This is a genomic window from Variovorax sp. KBS0712 (assembly GCF_006323185.2).
In the GTDB taxonomy this organism is placed as follows: domain Bacteria; phylum Pseudomonadota; class Gammaproteobacteria; order Burkholderiales; family Burkholderiaceae_C; genus Variovorax; species Variovorax boronicumulans.
Genome location: NZ_VCCD02000001.1, coordinates 3,415,354 through 3,437,468, shown reverse-complemented (window position 1 = coordinate 3,437,468; position 22,115 = coordinate 3,415,354). Strand labels below are relative to the sequence as shown.

At 69.9% G+C, this 22,115-nt stretch carries 21 protein-coding genes and 1 pseudogene; 14 read left to right on the top strand and 8 right to left on the bottom strand.

Translation table 11 applies throughout. From position 1 onward, the window contains the following. Window positions 1-47 precede the first annotated feature (47 nt). Window positions 48-806, top strand: a complete 759-nt coding sequence (locus FFI97_RS15960) for a helix-turn-helix transcriptional regulator (protein ID WP_175497081.1) — start codon at window positions 48-50, stop codon at window positions 804-806. A 10-nt stretch (window positions 807-816) separates the two neighbouring features. On the opposite strand, the gene FFI97_RS15955 is transcribed toward FFI97_RS15960, so the two are convergent. Further along, entirely contained in the window at window positions 817-2,490 is a 1,674-nt protein-coding gene (locus FFI97_RS15955; protein WP_139700194.1) for a SulP family inorganic anion transporter, read from the bottom strand. Between the two features lie 134 nt (window positions 2,491-2,624). Between FFI97_RS15955 and FFI97_RS15950 the strand changes: the two genes are divergently transcribed. Next, window positions 2,625-4,337, top strand: coding sequence for a hydrogenase maturation protein (locus FFI97_RS15950; protein WP_139700196.1), 1,713 nt, complete (start codon window positions 2,625-2,627; stop codon window positions 4,335-4,337). Window positions 4,338-4,344: 7 nt separating this feature from the next. Here the strand turns inward: FFI97_RS15950 and FFI97_RS15945 are convergent, their stop codons facing one another. Genes FFI97_RS15945 through FFI97_RS15930 form a run of 4 tightly spaced genes read right to left on the bottom strand, consistent with a single transcriptional unit; the run spans window position 4,345 to window position 7,524 of the window. Next, window positions 4,345-4,569, bottom strand: a complete 225-nt coding sequence (locus FFI97_RS15945; protein ID WP_095743945.1) for a hypothetical protein — start codon at window positions 4,567-4,569, stop codon at window positions 4,345-4,347. After that, window positions 4,556-5,755: a CaiB/BaiF CoA transferase family protein gene (locus FFI97_RS15940; RefSeq protein WP_139700198.1), complete on the bottom strand. Its 1,200-nt coding sequence runs from the start codon at window positions 5,753-5,755 to the stop codon at window positions 4,556-4,558. Before FFI97_RS15940 ends, FFI97_RS15945 begins: the two co-directional genes overlap by 14 nt. Continuing rightward, window positions 5,752-6,726: a Bug family tripartite tricarboxylate transporter substrate binding protein gene (locus FFI97_RS15935; protein WP_139700200.1), complete on the bottom strand. Its 975-nt coding sequence runs from the start codon at window positions 6,724-6,726 to the stop codon at window positions 5,752-5,754. The genes FFI97_RS15940 and FFI97_RS15935 overlap by 4 nt, the downstream gene beginning before the upstream one ends. 42 nt (window positions 6,727-6,768) lie before the next feature. Beyond that, on the bottom strand, window positions 6,769-7,524 hold the full coding sequence (locus FFI97_RS15930; RefSeq protein WP_139700202.1) for an enoyl-CoA hydratase/isomerase family protein: 756 nt from the start codon (window positions 7,522-7,524) through the stop codon (window positions 6,769-6,771). Between the two features lie 58 nt (window positions 7,525-7,582). On the opposite strand from FFI97_RS15930, the gene FFI97_RS15925 reads away from it, so the two are divergent. Next, complete coding sequence (locus FFI97_RS15925) at window positions 7,583-8,254, top strand: GntR family transcriptional regulator (RefSeq protein WP_062478945.1); 672 nt, start codon at window positions 7,583-7,585, stop codon at window positions 8,252-8,254. A gap of 20 nt (window positions 8,255-8,274) precedes the next feature. On the opposite strand, the gene metG is transcribed toward FFI97_RS15925, so the two are convergent. Further along, window positions 8,275-10,371, bottom strand: coding sequence for a methionine--tRNA ligase (gene metG / locus FFI97_RS15920; RefSeq protein WP_139700204.1), 2,097 nt, complete (start codon window positions 10,369-10,371; stop codon window positions 8,275-8,277). A gap of 90 nt (window positions 10,372-10,461) precedes the next feature. Here metG and FFI97_RS15915 point away from each other — a divergent pair, with 90 nt between their 5' ends. The 7 genes from FFI97_RS15915 (at window position 10,462) to FFI97_RS15885 (ending at window position 15,447) form a co-directional block, all read left to right on the top strand. Beyond that, window positions 10,462-11,100, top strand: coding sequence for an LpxA family transferase (locus tag FFI97_RS15915; RefSeq protein WP_139700206.1), 639 nt, complete (start codon window positions 10,462-10,464; stop codon window positions 11,098-11,100). A 65-nt stretch (window positions 11,101-11,165) separates the two neighbouring features. Further along, the gene (locus FFI97_RS15910; RefSeq protein ID WP_139700209.1) at window positions 11,166-11,837 is read left to right on the top strand and encodes a hypothetical protein; all 672 of its coding nucleotides are present in this window, start codon (window positions 11,166-11,168) and stop codon (window positions 11,835-11,837) included. A 152-nt stretch (window positions 11,838-11,989) separates the two neighbouring features. Beyond that, window positions 11,990-13,021: an isocitrate/isopropylmalate dehydrogenase family protein gene (locus tag FFI97_RS15905; RefSeq protein WP_139700212.1), complete on the top strand. Its 1,032-nt coding sequence runs from the start codon at window positions 11,990-11,992 to the stop codon at window positions 13,019-13,021. 23 nt (window positions 13,022-13,044) lie between these two features. Further along, entirely contained in the window at window positions 13,045-13,770 is a 726-nt protein-coding gene (locus FFI97_RS15900) for a phosphodiester glycosidase family protein (protein WP_139700213.1), read from the top strand. Between the two features lie 41 nt (window positions 13,771-13,811). After that, complete coding sequence (locus FFI97_RS15895) at window positions 13,812-14,504, top strand: YceH family protein (protein ID WP_139700215.1); 693 nt, start codon at window positions 13,812-13,814, stop codon at window positions 14,502-14,504. 83 nt (window positions 14,505-14,587) lie between these two features. Continuing rightward, the gene (locus FFI97_RS15890; protein WP_139700217.1) at window positions 14,588-15,043 is read left to right on the top strand and encodes a hypothetical protein; all 456 of its coding nucleotides are present in this window, start codon (window positions 14,588-14,590) and stop codon (window positions 15,041-15,043) included. A gap of 44 nt (window positions 15,044-15,087) precedes the next feature. Next, window positions 15,088-15,447 carry a hypothetical protein gene (locus FFI97_RS15885; protein ID WP_139700218.1) on the top strand — a complete coding sequence of 120 codons (360 nt, stop codon included), beginning with the start codon at window positions 15,088-15,090 and terminating at the stop codon, window positions 15,445-15,447. Window positions 15,448-15,454: 7 nt separating this feature from the next. Here the strand turns inward: FFI97_RS15885 and FFI97_RS15880 are convergent, their stop codons facing one another. Next, window positions 15,455-15,928, bottom strand: coding sequence for an Lrp/AsnC family transcriptional regulator (locus FFI97_RS15880; RefSeq protein ID WP_139700220.1), 474 nt, complete (start codon window positions 15,926-15,928; stop codon window positions 15,455-15,457). 87 nt (window positions 15,929-16,015) lie between these two features. Here FFI97_RS15880 and FFI97_RS15875 point away from each other — a divergent pair, with 87 nt between their 5' ends. The 3 genes and pseudogenes from FFI97_RS15875 to FFI97_RS33960 all read left to right on the top strand — a co-directional run bounded on the left by FFI97_RS15875 (window position 16,016) and on the right by FFI97_RS33960 (window position 19,670). After that, the gene (locus FFI97_RS15875) at window positions 16,016-17,197 is read left to right on the top strand and encodes a M20 aminoacylase family protein (protein ID WP_139700222.1); all 1,182 of its coding nucleotides are present in this window, start codon (window positions 16,016-16,018) and stop codon (window positions 17,195-17,197) included. 28 nt (window positions 17,198-17,225) lie between these two features. After that, a pseudogene (locus FFI97_RS33965) lies at window positions 17,226-18,398 on the top strand (diaminopropionate ammonia-lyase); the annotation flags it as partial. Window positions 18,399-18,464: 66 nt separating this feature from the next. Beyond that, window positions 18,465-19,670, top strand: coding sequence for a M20 family metallo-hydrolase (locus FFI97_RS33960; RefSeq protein WP_260685034.1), 1,206 nt, complete (start codon window positions 18,465-18,467; stop codon window positions 19,668-19,670). Window positions 19,671-19,701: 31 nt separating this feature from the next. Here FFI97_RS33960 and FFI97_RS15865 read toward each other — a convergent pair whose 3' ends face one another. Beyond that, window positions 19,702-20,907 carry a patatin-like phospholipase family protein gene (locus FFI97_RS15865; RefSeq protein ID WP_139700227.1) on the bottom strand — a complete coding sequence of 402 codons (1,206 nt, stop codon included), beginning with the start codon at window positions 20,905-20,907 and terminating at the stop codon, window positions 19,702-19,704. A 107-nt stretch (window positions 20,908-21,014) separates the two neighbouring features. Here FFI97_RS15865 and apbC point away from each other — a divergent pair, with 107 nt between their 5' ends. Continuing rightward, entirely contained in the window at window positions 21,015-22,106 is a 1,092-nt protein-coding gene (apbC, locus tag FFI97_RS15860) for an iron-sulfur cluster carrier protein ApbC (protein WP_062478984.1), read from the top strand. Window positions 22,107-22,115 lie beyond the last annotated feature (9 nt).

The window sequence follows — 22,115 nt, the reverse complement described above, 5'->3', positions numbered from 1 at the left end:
GAATCTCCGCAACCTCCGCGGGCGGGCGGCCCCTAAGATCGCGCCGCATGGCGCACAGCAGTTCTTCTTCGGGGTCGTGCATTCCGGCCGCACAGCTCGGCGCGCTGCTGCTCGATCTGTATCCGCGGGCCGCCGCGCCCGAGGCCTCGGCCGCCGGCGGGCTGCTGGACTGGCTGGCCGGCCACATTGCGTTCGATGCCGCCTGGTTCGGCCGCTCGGTGTTCGCCGCCGGACGGCTCGAGCCGCGAGACGGCCACACACGCGGGCTGGCGCCGGATTTCGTGGCCGACTGGTGCCGTGTGCGCCACCTCGATCCGATGGTGGCCGCGGTGATGGCACGACCGGGCCATGGCATGGCGATGGCGTCGCACGAGCTGCCGCCGGTGGGGTCGCTGCGCGCCTTCGCTTCGGACCATCGCCTCGACCGGGTGCTCAGCGTGATGCTGCATGCGCCCGATTCGCCGTGGTGGACGCACCTGTCGCTGTACGGCCGCGAAGCCGCGAGCTTCGGCGCGCGCGAGCACGCGCTGCTGGAATTGCTGATGCCTCACCTGGTTTCGGCGCAGGCGCTGCGGCTGCGGGAGACGCCGGCGCCAGGCGTCTCGGCCCTGGCGGTGCTGAGCCGTCGCGAGGCCGAGGTGGCCCGCCTGTTCGGCGAGGGGCACAGCTACAAGATGGTGGCCCGCAGGCTCGACAGTTCCCCGGCGACGGTGCGCCACCACCTGCGGCAGGTGTACGCCAAGCTCGGCGTCACGAGCAAGGTGCAGATGGCGCGGCTGGTGTGCGGCGAGGCCGCGCAGGCCTGACGAGCCCCGCCTAGGAGGTCGTTGCGGGCCGGCCCGAGGTCAGCTCCTCGGCGAAGCCCGAGCGCTCCAGCACCTCCAGCGGCTGCGGCTGCAGCGACTCGATGCGCAGCAGCCCGTCGCGTGCCAGCACCGCCCGGTGCAGCTGCCGCAGCGCATCGACGCCGGTGGCATCGATGTAGATCAGGTGCGTGGCGTCGAGCACCAGCGTCATGCCGCGCGGTGCGCGCTCCGCGGCGTTCACTGCTTCGTCGAGCTTGGCCGCCGCGCCGAAGAACATGGCGCCGTACAGCCGGTAGGTGAGCACCGGCGGCTGCAGCGTCACCAGCTCGACGCTGAACAGCCCGCTCATGCGCCGGATGAAGAGCGCGCACGCCAGCACGATGCCCACCTGCGCCGCCACCGTGAGGTCGAACACCACCGTGAGGAAGAAGGTGCCGAGCATCAGCAGGCGGTAGTGGCGGCTGAAGTGGCGCAGCTGGCCGGGCGTGAACTCGCGCCATTCGCCCATGTTCAGTCCCACGAACACCAGGATGCCCGCCAGCACCGCGAGCGGCACGTGGCGCGCCAGCGGCGCCGCCAGCAGCACCACGACCAGCAGCGTGACCGCATGCACGATGCCCGCAATGGGCGAACTGCCGCCGGAGCGGATGTTGGTCACGGTGCGCGCGATGGTGCCCGTGGCCGGCATGCCGCCGAAGAAGGGCGTGACCAGGTTGGCGATGCCCTGCGCCATCAGCTCCTGGTTCGGGTCGTGGCGCGGCTGGCCGCTGACCTGGTCGGCCACGCGCGCGCACAGCAGCGACTCGATGGCGCCGAGCAGCGCGATGGTCAGCGTCGGCGTCACCAGCTGCTTGACGGTCTCCCACGAGAAATCGGGCAGCGCGAAGGCCGGCACGCCCTCGGGAATGCCGCCGAAGCGCGTGCCGATGGTCTCCACCGGCAGCGCGAAGCCCCACGACACCAGCGTGAGCGACACCAGCGCGACGATCGGCCCCGGGATGCGCCCGACGATCTGCACCGGGCGCGTCTGCACCCAGCGCCCGCCCACGCGCTGCACCGCGCGCGCCAGCGCCGAGTCGCCGCGAAACAGCCGCGACCACGCCAGCAGGCCGAGCACGCAGGCCAGCCCGAGCGCGAAGGCGTGCGGGTTGAAGGTGTCCAGCCGCAGCGCCATCGCGTGCAGCTGCGAGAACACATCGGCCGGCATGCGCTCCACCGTGAGGCCGAGCAGGTCTTTCAGTTGCGACAGCAGGATCAGCACCGCGATGCCGTTGGTGAAGCCCACCACGATCGACAGCGGCACGAAGCGCACCAGCCGCCCGAGCCCGAACAGCCCCGCCATGAACAGCAGCACGCCCGCGCAGGCGGTGGCGATCAGCAGGTTGGCCACGCCGTAGCGCTCGACGATGCCGTAGACGATCACGATGAACGCGCCTGCCGGCCCGCCGATCTGCACGGCCGAGCCGCCCAGCAGCGAGATCAGGAAGCCCGCGATGATCGCCGTCCAGATGCCCGCCTCGGGCTTGAGCCCCGAGGCGATGGCAAAGGCCATGGCCAGCGGCAGCGCCACGATGCCCACCGTGGCGCCCGCGCCGAGGTCTCCCAGGAACCGCCCCCGGTCGTAGCCGGCCATCGTGTCCAGCAGGCGGGGGCGAAAGCGGGTGAGGTTCAGCGGCGACGACATGTGCGGTCATTGTGGCCCGGCCGTCGCGGCGGCCCGGCGATTTCCCGGCGGTGAGTACTTTCAGTCAGCTTATCGGCGGCGAGGCTGAAAGATACATTTTTGACGTTTAGAAACAAACGTCAATGAGGTCGCCCATGCACATCCTGCTCGTCGCGAGCGCGTTCAACAGCCTCACGCAGCGCGTGCTGGCCGAGCTCCAGGACCGGGGCCACACCGCAGGCATCGTGCTGGCGCTCGGCGACGACGAGGCCTTGCGCGAAGCGGTGCGCCAGCACGCGCCCGCGCTCGTCATCGCACCGATGCTGACCACGGCGATTCCCGAGGACGTCTGGCGCGCCCACACCTGTCTCATCGTGCATCCGGGCCCGCCCGGCGACCGCGGCCCGTCCTCGCTCGACCGGACGCTGCAGGGCGGCGTCGACAGCTGGGGCGTCACCGTGCTCGAGGCCGTGGCCGAGATGGACGCGGGCGATGTCTGGGCCTGGTCGCCGCTGAAGGTGCCGCCGCAGGCCGGCAAGAGCGACCTGTACCGCGGCGAGGTGGCCGATGCCGCCGTCGACGCCGTGCTGCTGGCTGTAGAGCGCTTCGCCTCGGGCACCTACAAGCCGAAGCGGCAGAAGGCGGCCGACCTCGCCGCCGGCTGGCGGCCCTTCATGAAGCAGGCCGAGCGCCGCATCGACTGGGCCACGCAGACCACCGAATCGGTGCTGCGGCAGCTGCGCGCGGCCGATTCGCAACCCGGCGTGCTCGACGAGCTGCTGGGAGCGCCGTGGTACCTGCACGGCGGCCATGCCGAGGACGAACTGCGCGGCACGCCCGGCGAACTGATCGCCACCCGCGCCGGCGCCGTCTGCCGCGCCACCGTCGACGGCGCGGTCTGGCTCACCCAGCTGCGGCCCTGGCGCGAGCCGGGCTCCGGGCTGCCGAGCTACAAGCTGCCGGCCGTCGAGGCACTGGGCGCGCGATTGCCTGCCGGCCTGCCCGAGGTGGCCGCGCCGCTCGAGCTGCCGGCCGGTCGCCGCACCTGGAGCGACATCCGCTACCGCGAGCACGGGCCGGTCGGCGTGCTGAACTTCTCGTTCGCGGGCGGGGCCATGAGCACCGCGCAATGCCGGCGTCTGCTGGCTGCCTACCGCTTCGCCTGCACCCGGCCGACCTCGGTGCTGGTGCTCGGCGGGCTGCGCGACTTCTTCTCCAACGGCATCCACCTCAACGTGATCGAGGCGGCGGCCGATCCGGCCGAAGAGTCATGGGCCAACATCCACGCCATGAACGACCTGGTCGAGGCCGTGCTCACGACCACCGATCGACTCACCGTGGCCGCGTTGGGCGGCAATGCCGCGGCCGGCGGCGTGATGCTCGCGCTCGCGGCCGACGAGGTGTGGTGCCGCGACGGCGTGGTGCTCAACCCGCACTACAAGCTCATGGGCCTGCACGGCTCCGAATACTGGACCTACAGCCTGCCGCGCCGCGTGGGCGTCGACGAGGCCGCGCGGCTCACGCAGTCGGCGCTGCCGGTGAGCGCGAAGCGCGCGGTGGCGCTGGGCCTGGCGCAGCGCGTGCTGCAGGCCGCGCCGGAAGAACTGGGTGACGAGGTCGGCCGGCTGGCCGCGCAACTGGCGGCATCGCCGGACCTGGCCGCGCGCCTGGCGGACAAGCAGGCGGCGCGTGCGCGCGATGAAGCGGCCAAGCCGCTGCAGGCGTACCGTGACGAGGAGCTGGCGCACATGCGGCGCAACTTCTTCGATCCCGCCGAGCCGCACGCGGCGTTGCGTTCGGCCTTCGTGCGCAAGGAAAAGGCGCAGCACACGCCCGCGCACCTCGCGGCGCTGGGCCTGCCGCGCTGAGCGGCCGTCAGTCCTTGCTGTCGGGAATCACCGCGTCGGCCGCCGCGCCCACGGCCTTGCCGGTGATGCGCGCGGTGCCGATGGCGGCATCGGCCGCGAGGCCGACCGCGCCGGCGCCCACGCTCACGGCGGTGCTCGCGACGCTGACCACCGCGCAGCCGCTCAGCAGCAGCGCACCCGCGAGGCCGAGCGCGGAAAGGACGAGGGGGCGGAGGCGGTCACTGCGTTGCATGGGCGGATTCTGCACCCGCAGCGCTGGATCGGGCGAGCGAAGCCAGGATCGCCTCGCGGTCCTGGTCCAGCCGCGGCGGTTGCCGCCGCACCTGCGTGCGCAGCCCGCCGACGTGCACCGGGTTGCCCGCCACCGTGAGCGGCTGGCCGCCCTGCGTGCGCACCTGCACCAGCATCTCGCGCGCCTGCACCTGCGGGTCGTTCACCACCGCCGCCACGTCGTTGTAGTCGCCGGTGGGAATGTTGTGCTGCATCAGCAGCGCCTGCCAGTGCGCGCAGGGCGCGGTCGACAGGCGCTCTTCGAGCAGCTGCTTCAGCGCCTCATGGTGCTGGCAGCGCGCCGGGTTGGTGGCAAAGCGCGTGTCCCCGGCGAGTGCGGGCAGCTCGAGGGCGGTGCACAGGCGCTGGAACAGCGCGTCGTTGCCCGCTGCGATCACGAACCAGCCGTCGGCCGCGCGGAACACGTCGAAGGGCGTGATCGACGGGTGCCGCGAGCCGATCGGCCCCGGTGCGCGACCCTCGGCCTCCATGCGCGAGATCGCGTTCTCGAGCAGCGCGACCTGGCAGTCGAGCATGGCCACGTCGACCCGATCCCCCACGCCCGTGCGCCCGCGCTGCAGCAGCGCGGCCTGCGTGCCGACGGCCGCGTACAGCCCGGCGCCTAGGTCGCCGATCGACACGCCCACGCGCGTCGGCGGCGCGCCCGGGTGGCCGGTGAGGCTCATGATGCCGCCCATCGCCTGCACCACCATGTCGTAGGCGGGGCGCCTGCTGTACGGCCCGGTCTGGCCGAAACCCGAGACCGAGGTGAACACGAGTTTCGGAAAGCGCGCGTGCAGCGTCGGCCAGTCGTAGCCCAGCTTTTCCATCGTGCCGGGCCGGAAGTTTTCGACCAGCACGTCGGCCGTGGCCAGCAGCTGCTCGAAGACCGCCCGGTCGGCCGGCGCCTTCAGGTCGAGCGCGATCGACTCCTTGTTGCGGTTGACCGACATGAAGTAGGCCGAGTCGCCTTCGACGAAGGGGCCGATCTGCCGCGCGTCGTCGCCCAGGCCGGGTTGTTCCACCTTGATGACGCGCGCGCCCAGGTCGGCGAGCAGCAGCGTGCAGTACGGGCCCGCGAGCACGCGCGTGAGGTCGATGACGGTGAAGCCCTGCAGCGGGCCTGCCTTGGGTGCGTGCGTGCTCATTCGACGCTCGCGCCCGAGCGCCCGGTGAGTTCCTTCGACTTCGCGCCTTCGGCCAAGGCCCAGGCGCGGAATTCGGCCAGCGACTTCGACGGCGCCGACTCGTTGCCCGACTTCTCCATTCGCGCCTTGACCTCGGGGTCGTTCAGCGCCGCCACGCTGGCGTCGAACAGCTTCTGCGCCACCTCCGGCGGCAGGCCGGCCGGGCCGAAGAGGCCGAACCAGAAGGTGTAGTCGTAGCCCTTCACGCCGGCCTCGGCCACGCTGGGCACGTCGGGAAAGAGCGGCGAGCGCTGGCCCGAGGTGACGGCCAGCACGCGCAGCTTCTGGCCCTGCGCCATCGGCAGCACCGAGGGCGGCGTGCCGAAGGTGAGCTGCACGTCGCCCGCGGCCACGGCCTGGATCGACGGCGCGCCGCCCTTGTACGGCACGTGCAGCATCTGCACGCCGGCCGCCTTCTCGAACGACAGGCCCGCCAGGTGCGTCACCACGCCCGCGCCCGACGACGAGTACGCCAGCTTGCCGGGGTTCTGCCGCGCCTCGGCGATCAGCGCCTGCACGGTCTTGGCGCTCACGTCCTTGTTCACCGCGAGCAGCATCGGCGCCGAGCTCCAGCGCGAGATCGGCACGAAGCTCTTCGCACCGTCGTATTTCACGCTCTTGTAGAGCAGCTTGTCGCTGCCGTAGAGGTTGGCGCTGCCCAGCAGCAGCGTGTAGCCGTCGGGTGCGGCGCGCGCGACCTGGTCCGATGCGATGGTGGTGCCGGCGCCCGGCTTGTTGTCGATGACGATCGGCTGGCCGAGCAGCTTGCCCAGCTTGTCGCCGACGATGCGCGCCACGGTGTCGGCGCCGCCGCCGGCGGGGAAGCCCACCAGCAACGTGATCGGGCGCGAGGGATAGGTGTCGGCCAGTGCGCCGGCCGAGGCCAGCAGCGCGGCGGCGGCGAACGAGAGGGCTCGCAGTTCTTGCTTCATGGGTTGTCTCCTGGGTCTTGTGTGGGGAAGGGGCGGGCGCGCTCAGCGGCCCTGGAACACCGGCGTGCGCTTCTCGCGCCAGGCCCGGCCGCCCTCGGCGAGGTCTTCGGAGGCGACGGTGCGCTGCACCTCGCGCGAGATCGCGGCCGCGTCGGCGGTGCCGCGCGCGATCTGGTTCAGGTGCTTCTTCATGCCCAGCAGTGCCAGCGGCGCCATGCCCGCGAGCACGGTGCGCAGGCGCTGCACTTCGGCGTCGAGCGCGGCGGCGTCGTCGACCAGCTGCGTGAGAAAGCCGCAGTCGCGCATGGCGGCGCCGTCGAGCTTCTCGGCGGTGAGGAAGAGGCGCTTGGCCGTGTCCAGCCCCAGCCGCGACACGTAGCGCTCCATGCCGCTCTGGTAGTAGTGCAGGCCGAGCCGGGCGGCCGGCATGAACATCTCGGCGCTGCGGGCGCCCACGCGGAAATCGCAGGCCAGCACGAGGTCGGTCGCGCCGCCGTAGACGCCGCCGTGCACCGCCGCGATGGTGACGGCGCGGCAGTTTTCGAACACATCGACCATCTCGCCGAAGCTGCGGCCCTCGGTCTGGCTCTGGGCGGCCACCTCTGATATATCAAACCCGCTGCAGAAGTACTTGCCCTCGGCGCGCAGGACCAGCACCAGCACCTCGGGCGTGCGGTTCACTGTGTCCACATGCTGGATCAGCACGGGAAGATCGTCCGGCGTGAGCTTGTTGGCGGCCTGGGGACGGTGCAGCGTCAGATAGGCCACGTGGCCGTCGATCGCGAGGGTGGGAGACATTGATGTACCAAACAGATGAATTAATATATCTGTAAGGTTAGCTAATATCCAGATCGCCATGCAACCCGCGAAAACCCTCGACACCCACAGCCTGCAGGACCGCATCCGCGCCCGGCTCGAACAAGACATCCTGGGCGGCGTGCTGTCGCCCGGCATGGCCATCGACGAAAAGGCCCTGGCCCTGAGCTTCAACACCTCGCGCACGCCGGTGCGCGAGGCGCTGCTGCTGCTCAGTGCGCGCGGGCTGGTCGACATCGTTCCGCGCACCGGCATCTACGTGCGCCAGCTGCGGGCGAACGAACTGGTGGCGATGATGGAAGCGCTCGGCGAGCTCGAAGGCGTGCTGGCGCGGCTGGCCGCGCTGCGCATCGGCCCGGCGTTGCGCGAGGAGCTGCTGCGCGCCCTGGCCGGCACCGCCGCGCAGGCGCAGGCGGACGACGCCGAGGCCTACCAGCAGGCCAACGCCGCGCTGCACGACGTGATCTACCGCGCCAGCGGCAACCCCTTCATCGTGGAGCAGGCGCAGACCGTGCGGCTGCGCATCTCGGCCTACCGTGGGCGGATGTTCGAGAAGCCCGGCCGGCTCGCCGCTTCACAGCGGGAGCACGAACGGGTGGTCGAGTGGATTCTCAAAGGCCATGCGGACAACGCCGCGGAGGCGATGCGCGACCACATCTCGGTGGGCGGCAAGGTGTTTGCCGACCTCGTGTTGAACAACAAGTTCGGCTAGTTCTTCTTTGCGTCGTCGGGTCAGCGCACGCGCATGCCCGGCGTCGCGCCGGCCCAGGGCTCGAGCACGTGGATGCCCGGGTGGGCCTTTTCGTCGCCGTGGCTCGCGGCCAGCACCATGCCTTCGCTGACGCCGAACTTCATCTTGCGTGGTGCGAGGTTGGCGACCAGCACGGTGAGCTTGCCCACGAGCTGCTCGGGCTGGTAGGCCGAGGCGATGCCGCTGAACACGTTGCGCGTCTTGCCCTCGCCCGCGTCGAGCGTCAGGCGCAGCAGCTTGGTCGAGCCCTCGACCTTCTCGCAGGCCACGATCTTCGCGATGCGCAGGTCGATCTTCGCGAAGTCGTCGATGGTGATGGTCGGCGCGATGGCTTCGCCGCCGGGCAGCTCCTGCGCTTCGGTGGCGACGGGTGCGGCAGCCGCGGCTTCGGGCACGTCGAACAGCTTGTCGACCTGCTTGGGGTCGGCGCGCTGCATCAGGTGCTTGTAGTCGCCGATGGCGTGGCCGGCCGGCAGGGTCTGCGCGGCGTCGGCCCAGGTGAGTGGGGCGATCTTCAGGAAGGCCTCGACGTTCACGGCCAGCGCCGGCAGCACGGGCTTCAGGTACAGCGTGAGCAGGCGGAAGGCCTCGATGCACACCGTGCACACGTCGTGCAGGCGCGCCTCGGCGCCTTCCTTCTTGGCCAGTTCCCAGGGCTTGTTCTGGTCGACGTACTCGTTCACCTTGTCGGCCAGCGCCATCACCTCGCGCAGCGCGCGGGCGTAGTCGCGGCCGTCGTACAGCGACTGCACCTGCGTGGCCGCGGCGCGCAGCGTGGACAGCAGCGTTTCGCCGTCGGCCGACACTGCACCCAGCTGGCCGCCGAAGCGCTTGCCGATGAAGCCGGCCGCGCGGCTGGCGATGTTGATGTACTTGCCCACGAGGTCGCTGTTCACGCGCGCCACGAAGTCGTCGGGGTTGAAGTCGATGTCCTCGTTGCGGCCGTTGAGCTTGGCGGCGATGTAGTAGCGCAGCCATTCGGGGTCCAGGCCGATCGACAGGTACTTCAGCGGATCGATGCCGGTGCCGCGGCTCTTGCTCATCTTCTCGCCGCTCACCGTCAGGTGGCCGTGCACGTACACGGCGTTGGGCGCCTTGCGGCCGCTGAAGTGCAGCATCGCGGGCCAGAACAGCGTGTGGAAGGTGATGATGTCCTTGCCGATGAAGTGCACCTGCTCCAGCTCGGGGTCGGCCATGTACTCGGTGTACGAGATGCCGTCGCCGCCCAGCTCGATGCAGCGCTTGTCCAGCAGGTTCTTGAGCGACGCCAGGTAGCCCACGGGCGCGTCCAGCCACACGTAGAAGTACTTGCCCGGCGCATCGGGGATCTCGATGCCGAAGTAGGGCGCGTCGCGGCTGATGTCCCAGTCACCCAGGCCACCCTTGCCTTCGTCGTCCTTGTAGAGCCACTCGCGGATCTTGTTCTGCACCTCGGGCTGCACGTGGCCGGGGGCGGCGGTCCATTCCTTCAGGTAGGCCTCGCAGCGCGGGTCCGACAGCTTGAAGAAGAAGTGCTCCGAGCTGCGCAGCTCGGGCTTGGCGCCCGACAGCGCCGAGTACGGGTTGATCAGTTCGGTGGGCGCGTACACGGCGCCGCACACCTCGCAGTTGTCGCCGTACTGGTCCTTCGAGTGGCAGTTGGGGCACTCGCCCTTGATGAAGCGGTCGGCCAGGAACATGCCCTTGGCCGGGTCGTAGAACTGCTCGACGCTCTTGGTCTCGATGAGGCCGTTGGCGCGCAGGTCGCGGTAGATGTCCTGCGCCAGCTGGTGGTTCTCGGGGGCGTCGGTCGAGTGCCAGTTGTCGAAGGCGATGTGGTAGCCATCGAGGTAGGGCTTGCGGCCCGCGGCGATCTCGGCCACGAAGGCCTGCGGCGTCACGCCGGCCTTGTCGGCCGCGATGGTGATGGCCGCGCCGTGCGCGTCGTCGGCGCACACGAAGTTGACGTCGGCGCCATTCATTCGCTGGTTCCGCACCCAGATGTCGGCCTGGATGTATTCCATCATGTGGCCGATGTGGAACTTGCCGTTGGCATACGGCAGGGCGGTGGTGACGAAGAGCTTGCGCGGGGCGGACATCGGGGAGGGCGCTTTCGGGAGTGGTACGGACGGAACCGGGCATTTTAGGTGGCGGCGTCCGCCCGTGCGTTCGGTGGCAGCATCGACCCCATGACGCATGCCATCGACCTGTCCGCCTACGTTGCGGGATTCGCCGCTTCTCCCCTGGCGCCCTGGGGCGCGCTCCTGCCCTGGGAACTGCCGCCGCGCGCGCCCGAGATCGTGCGCCGGTTGCTCGCGGCGCTGCCGGCGCACGCGTATGCCATCGACGGCGAGGTGGCCGTTCACCGCGACGCCGTGGTCGAGCCCGGCGCGGTGCTCAAGGGGCCGTTGATCCTGGGCGCGGGCTGTTTCGTGGCCGCGGGCGCCTACCTGCGCGGCGGCAACTGGTTCGATGCGCGCTGCACGATCGGGCCGGGCACCGAGCTGAAATCGTCCTTCGTGTTCGCGGGCTCGGCGCTGGCGCATTTCAACTTCGTCGGCGATTCCATCGTCGGCGCCGGCGTGAACATGGAGGCGGGCAGCATCGTGTGCAATCACCGCAACGAGCGCGCCGACAAGAACATCCGCGTGCGAAGCGGGGAAGGCGGCACGCTGCAGCCCACGGGCTGCGAGAAGTTCGGCGCGCTCGTCGGCGATGGCGCGCGCATCGGCGCCAATGCGGTCGTTGCGCCTGGTGCACTGCTGCGCCCCGGCCGTGTTGTGGCGCGCGCCTCGCTGCTCGATCAGGAGTTGCTCGATGGCCTGTGATGCGCCGGAAAAACCGGCAAGAAGTGCATGGCATCATCCCCGCTCAAACAACAGGGAGAGGATTCATGCACAACACCAAGTCATCTGCTTTCAAGGCAATTCTGGGCGCTGCCATCGCAGTGGCGGCAACGACCAGCGCCACCGCTGCCGCCCCGTCTTTTGCCGATTGCTTCAAGCTCAAGCCCGGTGTGGCCTACCGGCTGAGCGACCGCTCGAGGGTCCAGATCATCAAGACCCAGTTCGCGGGCAAGGCCGCCATGGGCGTGGTCAGCATCGATGGCGGCGTCAAGACGGTCAGTTTCTTCGACGAAACCGGCCGCCAGCGGCTGGGCTCCGAGCAGTATGGCATCGCGGCGCTCGGCGGAAACGCCAACGAGGTGGCCATCAAGGAAGTCTTTGCAACCCCGTTTCCCGAGGTGCCGGCCGACGTCAAGCCGGGCGCCGCCTTCAAGCTGGCAGGCAAGGGTGTGAAGACCACGAGCGCAGGCAATGAGTCCTTCGCCTTCGGCAAGAAATACCAGGCGGACCATGTTTTCGTGGGCTTCGAGAGCCTGGAGCTGAAGCCGAACTACAAAGCCCGCACTTTCGAAAACGTCTGCCACGTGCGCTCCCGCGGCAAGGACAACTCGGTCGACTCCTGGTATGCACCGGAGTACGGTGTCATCAAGATGCAGGTGAAGACCGCCAAGGGGGACGTGTTCTTCAGCTACGAACTCGACGGCCTGGAAGAGCGTTGAGGCGGGGGCGGGAAGGTCGGCTGAAAAATCGGCCTCCACTTCTCGCTCGTCCCATACGTCCTTGGGGGCATACGGTCTTGGGTCCGTCGCGCAAGCACGCCGTGGGATGATGCCCGCCAGCCTTTTCGCCAACCGACCTGAGCGCTCAACCCATGACCACTTCCATCCCCGCAACCCTCATCCCCGGCGACGGCATCGGCCCCGAGATCGTCGACGCGACCCTGGCGGCGCTCGACGCGCTGAAGGCGCCTTTCGTGTGGGACACCCAGATCGCCGGCCTCGGCGGCGTCAAGGCTTCGGGCGACCCGCTGCCCAAGGCCACGCTGGACAGCATCCGCAGCACCCGCCTGGCGCTCAAGGGCCCGCTGGAAACCCCCTCGGGCGGCGGCTACCGCTCGTCGAACGTGCGCCTGCGCGAGGAGTTCCAGCTGTACGCCAACCTGCGCCCCGCACGCACCATCATCCCGGGCGGGCGCTACGACAACATCGACCTGACCGTGGTGCGCGAGAACCTCGAGGGCCTGTACATCGGCCACGAGCACTACGTGCCCATCGACGGCGACCCGCACGCCGTGGCCATGGCCACCGGCGTCAACACCCGCAAGGGCAGCCGCCGCATCCTCGAATACGCGTTCGACACCGCCGTGGCCACTGGCCGCAAGAAGGTCACGCTGGTGCACAAGGCCAACATCATGAAGGCGCTCACCGGCATCTTCCTGGAGACCGGCCTCGACCTGTACGAAGAGAAGTACAAGGGCCAGTTCGAGCTCGACACCGTGATCATCGACGCCTGCGCGATGAAGCTGGTGCTCAACCCCTGGCAGTTCGACATGCTGGTGACCACCAACCTGTTCGGCGACATCCTCTCGGACCTCGTGGCCGGCCTGGTCGGCGGCCTGGGCATGGCGCCCGGCGCCAACATCGGCACCAACGCCGCGATCTTCGAGGCCGTGCACGGCTCGGCGCCCGACATCGCCGGCAAGGGCATCGCCAACCCGACCGCGCTGCTGCTGGCGGCCGCGCTCATGCTCGACCACGTCAAGCGGCCCGAACTGGCCACGCGCCTGCGCATCGCCATCGACCAGACGCTCAACCTGGACAACGTGCGCACCGGCGACCTCGGCGGCAGCGCCGGCACGGCGGCCTTCACGAAGGCGCTGGTCGCGCGCATCAACGGCGGTTGAGAAAAGCAGACAGTGCAGGTCGCATGAAAAAATTGCTGCTGCCTGCGCTGGTCTTCCTGCTCGCCGGCCTGGCATGGTCCGCCGCCGGCGCCGTGGACGCGCCGCCACGCTACACCGTCGTCAAGGTCGACCTTCGCACCGAACGGCTCGCGCTGTTCCTGAACGACGACACCGGCGCTGCCTTCAAGCGCTTCGACCGGCTCGAGGCCTGGCTGAAGGCGCGCCACAAGCAGCTGCTGTTCGCGGTGAACGCCGGCATGTACCACGCCGACTTTGCGCCGGTCGGCCTGCTGGTGCGCGAAGGCCGCGAGGAAGCGCCTTTGAATCTGGCCGACGGTGTCGGCAATTTCTTTCGCAAGCCCAACGGTGTGTTCCTGGTGACGGCCGAGGGGCCGCGCATCGTCGAGGCGTCGGAATACCCGGCGATCGCCGCGAAGGGCGGTGTGCAGCTGGCGACCCAGTCGGGCCCGCTGCTGCTGCGCCACGGCGCGGTGCACCCGGCGCTCATTCCGAATTCGGATTCGCGCAAGACCCGCAACGGCGTGTGCGTGTCGGGCACCACCGCGGTCTTCGTCCTTTCCGAGACGCCGGTGAATTTCTACGACTTCGCGCTGTACTTGCGCGACGTCCTGCATTGCCGCGACGCGTTGTACCTCGACGGCACCGTGTCGGCGATCTATTCGAAGACACTGCAGCGCAACGACTTCGTGCGCGACCTCGGGCCGATGCTCGCCGTGGTGGCGCCCTGAGGCCCGGCTGCCTTTTCACTTCTGCCCTTTCTCCCAGAGCCATGTCCACACCGCTGCCCGTCCTGTCCCTCCTTGAAACCCGTGTGCTCGGCGTGCTGGCCGAAAAGCAGCGCACCGTGCCCGACAGCTACCCGCTCACGCTCAACTCGCTGGTGTCGGGCTGCAACCAGAAGACGAGCCGCAACCCGGTGCTCGAACTCAGCGAGTCGCAGGTGCAGGCCGCCATCGACAGCCTGAAGGGCTATAGCCTCGTGGCTGAGACCAGCGGCGGGCGCGCCTTCCGCTATGAGCACAACATCGACCGCGTGCTGCGCATTCCGTCGCAGTCGGTGATCCTGCTCACCGTGCTGATGCTGCGCGGCCCGCAAACGGCCGGCGAGCTGCGCATCGCCTGCGACCGCATGCACAACTTCGCCGACATCTCATCGGTCGAGGGCTTCCTCAACGAACTCGCCGAACGCCCGGCCGGCGCGCTGGTGGTGAAGCTGGCGCGCCTGCCGGGCGCGCGCGAAAGCCGCTGGGCGCACCTGCTGAGCGGGCCGCCCGCGGAAGAGGTGGCGGGGCCGGGCGCCTCGGGCGACGGCGCCTTCGCCACGCACGGCGATTCGCTCGGCGAAGTCGCGGCGCTCAAGGCCAACGTGGCGCGGCTCGAGACCGAGGTGGCGTCGCTGAAGGCGCTGCTGGGGCGCGTGTGCGCGGAACTGGGCATTGCGCCCGACTCGCCGACAGCCTGATACCGCGCTTCACACAGGCTTCATCCAGCCCGCACATTCGCTGCCTACCGTCGGACCCATTGCGAACCAATGGAGCTCCGACCATGGACCACGGACAAACGGCCACCTGGCGCGACCCCGCGCCCTTCGACGACATCACCCGCCGCCTGCTGGGCGGGCTGGCGGCCCTGGCCGGCGTGGCCAGCCTCTACGCCTTCTTCTGGTGGGCCGCCTCGGCCACCGGCTTCCTGCTGTTCGACGGCTGGTGGCACACCTGGCGCGGCCTGGGCGCGGCCCTCGCGTTCCGCGACGCCGACTCGGCGTTCTACCTGCTGAGCTGGACACTGTCGGTTCTTGGCGGCGCGCTCGGCTGGGTCGCGCTGGTTGCGCTCGCCGTGACCCATCGGCGCGGCTGGGGCGCGGTGCCGACGTGGATCAAGGTTGGCTGCCTGCTCGGCGCGGTCGCCGGGCTGGCCTTCGAACCCGGTCGACTGCTGGCGCTGGCGCCGATCGTCGGCGCGGTGCTGCTGATGCTGCGGTCGATGTTGTCGGCGCGCTGAGCCCATCGGCTATCGTCGGCTTCCACGTTGTTTGCGGGAGCCGCATGACCTACGCCTGTCCCCATTGCCGCCAGCCGGGCATCGCCGCCATGGCCAAGCGCCTGTCCAGCCGCGGTTCGCCGGCGGCGTGCGGGCGCTGCGGCAAGCTCTCGCATGTGCTGGCCAGCACATCGAACGGCATCTGGACGGCGGGCTTGCTGATCATCGTGCTGTCGGGCATCGGCACTGCCGCATGGAACATGCCGCCGCTGCTGCTGGTCGGCGTGGGCCTGGCGGTGGCCAACAACTTCCGTGCTTGGCGCCGCGCCAAGCTGTGGCCCATCTCGAAGGAAAGTGCCGACGCCGCCAAGAAGGCTGGCTGGCTCGTCGCGGGACTGCTGGCGCTGTTCGGCCTGGGTTCCTGACCCGCGCTCAGGCCTTCGCCGACACCGGCACATCCAGGCTCACCTTCACCGGGTCCATCGTCACCAGCGTGCGAAAGCGCTTGACGTTGTTGCTCTGGAAAAACAGCTGGCGGGTGAGCGCGGTGTACTGCGCCATGTCGCGCACCACGCACACGAGGATGAAGTCCCATTCGCCCGTCACGTAGTAGCACTGCTGCACCTGCGGGCAGTCGCGAAAGCTCTGCTTCATGGCGTCGAGCCGTTCGATCTGCTCGCTCTCGGCCTCGACCTCGACCACGATGGTGAGCGGGTGCCCGAGCGCGGCGGGCGACAGCACGGCGCCGTGGCGCTGGATCACGCCCTCGTCGCGCAGGCGCTTGAGCCGGCGGTTCACCGCCGCCGTCGACAGGTGGATGCGCTCGCCCAGTTCTCCCTGCGAGAGGCGGCTGTCGGCCTGGATCAGTTCGAGCAGGTGCAGGTCGAGGGCGTCGAGGGGGGTCATGAAAAGAAAAGGCTTCACGCAAAAACGTTGCGTGGCAGCGGCTCATTTTGCGCACCTGTCCCGCTGCGTTGTCAATAGCATCTCGCCATGAAGTTTCCAGACGAACCCCTGCGCGACCAGCTGGCCGGCTGGCGGCACCAGCTGCATGCGATGCCCGAGACAGGCTTCGAGGAGGCGAAGACCTCGGCCTTCATTGCCAGCGCGCTGCGGGCGCTGGGGCTCGAGGTGCACACGGGCATCGGCGGCACCGGGCTGGTCGCCAGCCTCACGGTGGGCGGCGGGCCGGGCGTGATCGGCCTGCGCGCCGAGATGGACGCGCTGGCCATCACCGAGCTGGCGACCGAGCGGCCCTACGCCTCCGGCACGCCCGGGCGCATGCACGCCTGCGGCCACGACGGCCACATGGCGATGGTGCTCGGCGCCGCGCAGCTGCTGCGCGAGCGGCGCGATTTCGACGGCACCGTGCGCTTCATCTTCCAGCCCGCCGAAGAACACGGCCGCGGCGCCCGGGCCATGATGGACGACGGCCTGTTCGAGCGCTTTCCGATCGACGAGATTTACGGCCTGCACAACATGCCCGGCCTGCCCGCCGGCACCTTCGCCACGCGCGCGGGCGGCCTGATGGCGAGCGAAGACAACTTCGTCATCCACATCCACGGCCGGGGCACGCACGCCGCGCGGCCGCACATGGGCATCGACCCGATCGTGATCGGCGCGCAGATCGTGCTGGCGCTGCAGACCATCGTGTCGCGCACGCTCGACCCCGGCGCGCAGGCCGTGGTGTCGTGCACCGAGTTCATCACCGACGGCATCCGCAACGCGATTCCGTCGAACGTGGTCATCAAGGGCGACACGCGCAGCTACGACCCGGCCGTGCAGCGCATGCTCGAGGCGCGCATGCGCGAGATCAGCGAAGGCATCTGCCGCCTGCACGGCGCGGAGTGCACGTTCAGCTACACGCACGAGTTCGCGCCCACCGTGAACTGGGCCGAATGCGTGCCGACCGCGGTGGCCGCCGCGACGGCCGTGGTGGGCGCCGGGAAGGTCGATGCGAACGTCGCGCCGATGATGATCTCGGAGGACTTCGGCGCCTTCCTGCGCGCCGTGCCGGGCGCCTTCGTCTTCCTGGGCAACGGCGCCGAGGGCGAGCCCGGCGGCACGCCGCTGCACAACGGCCGCTACGACTTCAATGATGCGGTGCTGACCACGGGCGCGCGTTACTTCGCGCAGATCGTGCGCCAGCGGCTTCCCGTGCGCACCGCCGCCTGATCCATTCTTCCTTTCCGGTTTTCTTCCCATGCTCTTCGCCAATCCTCACGCGCAACGGCGCGGCTACGACGCGGCCCTGCAGGCCGTCATGAACATCGCACGCGGTCGCGAGAGCCGCCAGTGGCTGTCCACCTGGGACCGGCTCTCGCCGCAGCCGACGCCGGCGTGGCCGCTGCCCCGGCTCGCCGCGCAGCTGGGCGTCGCGCAGGTGGTCGTGAAGGACGAATCGCGCCGCTCCGCGCTCGGCAGCTTCAAAGTGCTCGGTGCGCCCGTGGCCTTGCTGCGGCTCGTGCTGCGCCGCTGGCCCGAGCGAGGCTGGACACCGGCCGACCTGTTCGCGGGCCGGCACGCCGAGGCGCTGCGCGACTTCGTCGTCATCAGCGCGACCGACGGCAACCACGGCCGCGCATTGGCTGCAGCCGCGCAGAGCATGGGCTGCCGCTGCGTGATCGTGCTGCACGCGCAGGTCAGCGAAGAGCGCGAGGCGCCCATCGCCGCGCTCGGCGCCGAGATCGTGCGCATCGCCGGCAACTACGACGCCTCGGTCGAGGAAGCCGCGCGCCTGGCCCGGGTGAACGGCTGGCAGGTGGTCTCCGACACCTCCTACGAAGGCTACGAAGAGATTCCGCGCGACGTGATGCAGGGCTACGGCATCCTCGTCGACGAGCTGCTCGAGAACACCGCGCCCGGCGCACCGTGCCCCTTCACCCACGTCATCGTGCAGGGCGGCGTCGGCGGGCTCGCGGCCGGCGTGGCGAGCCATGTCTGGGAGCGCTACGGCGCGGCGCGGCCGACGCTGATCGTCGTCGAGCCCGAACAGGCCGACTGCCTGCAGCAGAGCGCGCGCAGCGGCCGGCCCGACCGCGCCACCGGCAGCGTCGATTCGGTGATGGCGGGGCTGGCCTGCGGCGAGACCTCGCCGCTCGCGTGGCGTTTCCTGCAACCCTCGGTCGACCTCTTCATGACCGTCACCGATGCCGACGCCGAGCACGCCATGCGCACCTTCGCCACCGGCGAAGCGGGCGACGTGCCCGTGCTGGTCGGCGAATCCGGCGCGGCCGGCCTGGCCGCGCTGCAGGTGCTCGCGGCCGACCCCGAACTGGCGCGTGCCGCCGGCCTCGACGCCAGCTCGCGCGTGCTGCTGTTCAGCACCGAAGGCGCGACCGCGCCCGGCGTGTACCGCGCGCTGACCGGTCGCACAGGCGAAGAAGTCGTGGCGGCGCAGGCGCAATGGCTGCAGCGCGAAGGCATCGCCGAAGCCGCACTGATGGCGCGCATCGACGCGCACGCCGCCATCGGCGCGACCGCGCAAGGCGGCGTCTGCCGCATCGCGCTCACCGACGCCGACCGCGCGGGCCGCGACCGGCTCGTGCGATGGATGCGCGACCTGGGCCTCACCGTGCGCATCGACCGCATCGGCAACATCTTCGGCATCCGCCCCGGCCAACTGCCCGATGCGAAGCCCGTGATGACCGGCTCCCACATCGACACCGTCGCCACGGGCGGGCGCTACGACGGCAACTACGGCGTGCTGGCCGGCCTGGAGGTGGTGCGCTGGCTCAACGAACGCCAGCGCCAGACGCTGCGCCCCTTCGTGGTCGCCGCGTTCACCAACGAGGAGGGCGTGCGCTTCATGCCCGACATGATGGGCTCGCTCGTGCACGCGGGCGGCCTGGCGCTCGAGGCGGCGCTTGACACCGTCGCCACCGACGGCGCGCGGCTGGGCGACGAACTCGCGCGCATCGGCTATGCGGGCGACATGGTCTGCGGCGCGCTGGTGCCGCATGCGTTCGTCGAACTGCACATCGAGCAGGGCCCGGTGCTGGAGGCCGAAGGCGTCACCATCGGCGCGGTGGCCGACCTGCAGGGCATCTCATGGCAGGAGATCGTCGTCACCGGCCAGTCGAACCATGCGGGCACGACGCCCATGCACCTGCGCCACGACGCCGGCTACTGCGCCGCCGCCATCGCGGTGTTCGTGCGCGAGCTGGCGCGCCGCTACGGCGGCAGCCAGGTCGCGACCGTCGGCGCGATCGACCTGCACCCGAATCTCATCAACGTGATCGCGGCGCGCGCCACGCTCACGGTCGACCTGCGCCACACCGACGAGGCGACGCTGAAGGACGCTGAAGGCGAGTTGGCGGACTATCTGCGGCAGCTCGAAACAACCGAAGGCGTGACCATCGAAGCCCGCACGCTGGCGCGCTTCGAGCCGGTGCAGTTCGATGAACGGCTGGTGCGCCTCGTCGAGGCCAGCGCGCACGCCCGCGGCCTAAGCCACCGCCGCATGACCTCGGGCGCGGGCCACGACGCACAAATGATGGCGCGCATCGCGCCCGCCGCGATGGTCTTCGTGCCGAGCGTGCGCGGCATCAGCCACAACCCGAAGGAGCACACGGCGAGCGCCGACCTGGCGCAGGGCGCGAACGTGCTGCTGGACGTGGTGCTGGGGCTGTTGGACGAGGCGAACTGAGCGGCGGGGGCTCAGCCGACCGCTTGCGCGTTCACGTCGGCACCCACCCGAAGAACCGCAGCACCTCGTCGCGCTGGCGCATCGCGTCCGCACGCCCGAGTGCCATGAGTTCGCGCGTGTAGGCCGACTCGAACAGCAGGTAGCTGGCGAGCGCGCCGCCCTTCACGTCGGCCGCGACCTTCGAGCCGCCCAGCAGGTGCCGCACGGCGCCCGGCAGCGCGTCGACGTGGCGCGCCGCGATCATGTCGATGCGCTCCGACGGCGAGATCACCAGCAGGTCGAGCGGGCGCAGCGCGCTGGCGGCGCGAGCCTCCTCGGGGATCAGGCCCAGCGTGTGATTGATGCGGCGCAGACGTTCGATGTCCACCGCCAGCGCATCCAGAAAGATGCTCGACAGCGCATGGCCGGCGATCTGCGCCATGGTCGGGTAGCCGCTGTGGGTGTTGGGTGCGTCCTCGTCGCGCGGCTCGTGCATGCGGCCCGCGCCGATCACCACGATGCGCTGCGCACCCAGGTGGATCGCCGCCGCGATGGGCGCCGACTGGCGCATCGAGCCGTCGCCGAAGTACTCGGTGTGGCCCGGCGGCATGGGCAGCGCGGTGGCCGGGAACACGAAGGGAATGGCCGACGAGGCCATCAGGTGCGCGTGCGTGATGCGGTCGCGCACCGACAGGCGCTGCGAGCGCACCCAGGGCTCCATTGGCACGGCCGCCTCGAAGAAGGTCACGTGCTCGCCCGAGCTGTAGCTCGACGCCGTGACCGCCAGCGCCTGCACGTGGCCCTGCTGCATGAGCTGCGGCAGGCGGTCCAGCGGCACCAGGCGTTGCAGCAGGCCGGCCAGCGGGGAGTTGTCGAGCAGCGACTTCGGCTTGATGCGCATCCAGTTGGCCGCGAAGCGCCCCAGGCCGAGCAGCATGCGCCAGCGCGCGCCGCTGCCAAGCACCGAGAGCGAGTCGGCGCGGTAGATCTGCTCGGCGCGGAACTCACCCCAGACCTGCGCGATGTGCGCGACCACGCGGTCGAAGTCGTCGGCGCCGCAGGCCAGTGCTGCGGCGTTGATGGCGCCGGCCGAGGTGCCGGTGATGATCTGGAACGGGTTGCCGCCGCCGATGGCCGCACCGGCCGCTACGGCGTCGCGCCGGATCTCGGCGATGGCTTCGAGCACGCCGACCTGGTAGGCGGCGCGGGCGCCGCCGCCTGTCAGCAGCAGGCCGGTGGCGGGGCTTGTCTCGGGCATTGCGTCGGTGTCTTTTCTTCTTCGGCGTTTTTCGGACGGGAAATGAGCGCGTCCCGGTACGGGCTTGGCGGGCGGAATAGACTACCCGCCATTCAGGAGTTTGATCAATGGCACTCACCCCCGACGGGCTCATGGACGCACTCAAGAGCGTCACGGACCCTAACACCGGCAAAGAATTCGCAGCGACCCGCTCGCTCAAAAACCTGCAGATCGCCGAGGGCGATGTCTCGTTCGACCTCGAACTCGGCTACCCCGCCAAGAGCCAGCACGCGGCCATCCGCAAGTCGCTGGTGGCCGCGGCCAAGGCCGTGCCGGGCGTGGAGAACGTGTCGGTCAACATCGTCACCAAGGTCATCAGCCATGCGGTGCAGCGCGGCGTGCAGCTGATGCCCAACGTGCGCAACATCGTGGCCGTGGCCTCGGGCAAGGGCGGCGTGGGCAAGAGCACCACGGCCGCCAACCTGGCGCTGGCGCTGGCCGCCGAGGGCGCCAGCGTGGGCCTGCTCGACGCCGACATCTACGGCCCGAGCCAGCCCATGATGATGGGCCTGGACGGACGCCCCGAGAGCATCGACGGCAAGAACATGGAGCCCAAGGAGCGCCATGGCGTGCAGGTGATGTCGATCGGCTTCCTGGTCGACGCCGACCAGGCCATGATCTGGCGCGGCCCCATGGCCACGCAGGCGCTCGAGCAGCTGCTGCGCCAGACCAACTGGAAAGACCTGGACTACCTGATCGTCGACATGCCGCCGGGCACCGGCGACATCCAGCTCACGCTGAGCCAGCGCGTGCCGATGACCGGTGCGGTGATCGTCACCACGCCGCAGGACATCGCGCTGCTAGACGCGCGCAAGGGCATCCAGATGTTCGAGAAGGTCGGCGTGCCGATCCTGGGCATCGTGGAGAACATGGCGGTGCACATCTGCTCCAACTGCGGCCATGCCGAGCACATCTTCGGCGCCGACGGCGGCAAGAAGATGGCGGCCGAGTACCAGATGGCCTACCTGGGCGCGCTGCCGCTGGACATCAACATCCGCCTGCAGGCGGACAGCGGGGCGCCCACGGTGGTGTCCGACCCCGACGGCGAGGTGGCCGGGCTCTACAAGGCCGTGGCGCGCAGCGTGGCGGTGGGGATCGCGGAGAAGGCGAAGGACTTTTCCGCGAAGTTCCCGACGATCTCGATCAGCAAGAACACCTGAGGCCGAGGC